Raw genomic sequence first — 459 nt, 5'->3', positions numbered from 1 at the left:
CCCTCACGGACGTCAACGCCACCCCCGGGGAGTCGGTCGTCGTGCGGCTGCATCTGGAGGACGGTGAGACCGTGGAAATCACTGCCGAAACCGTGACCGCGGCGATTCTGACCTTCCAGGGTGCGGCCGATGGCGGTCCAGGCATTGACCGCACCGATCCGGAAGGGACGGTGTTGATGGAGGCGTTCCCGCGCTGGACCTGGGACGGTGAAGTAGGTGGCGGCATCTATGAACGCACCGCCACCATCAAGAATCTTGTCGGATAGTCCCGCCGCGTGTTATTCACCGTCGAGCATCCTCTGGGGCGTCCTGACTGCTCTCCGGATTTCATCGCCAAGCAAGGTCTGGTGGATTTCGCCATCGCGATCGAAGGCGCGGGCTTCGACGCGGTGGCCTTTACCGAACATCCAGCGCCGTCACGAAAATGGCTGGACTCCGGTGGCCATCGCAGCGTAGATC

General features: G+C 63.0%; 1 protein-coding gene and 1 pseudogene. Both read left to right on the top strand.

Features of this window, described 5'->3' with window-relative positions; all coding sequences use genetic code 11:
* Positions 1 to 266, top strand: a 266-nt coding sequence (locus tag RNB18_RS51805) for a DUF7064 domain-containing protein (protein ID WP_311721032.1), incomplete at its 5' end; no start/stop codon positions are given.
* Positions 267 to 275: 9 nt separating this feature from the next.
* A pseudogene (locus tag RNB18_RS51800) lies at positions 276 to 459 on the top strand (LLM class F420-dependent oxidoreductase); the annotation flags it as partial.

The organism is Streptomyces doebereineriae (genome assembly GCF_031845645.1).
Classification (GTDB): Bacteria; Actinomycetota; Actinomycetes; order Streptomycetales; family Streptomycetaceae; genus Streptomyces; species Streptomyces canus.
The sequence above is the reverse complement of the archived record's forward strand: the minus strand, read 5'-3'. Positions and strand labels throughout refer to the sequence as shown.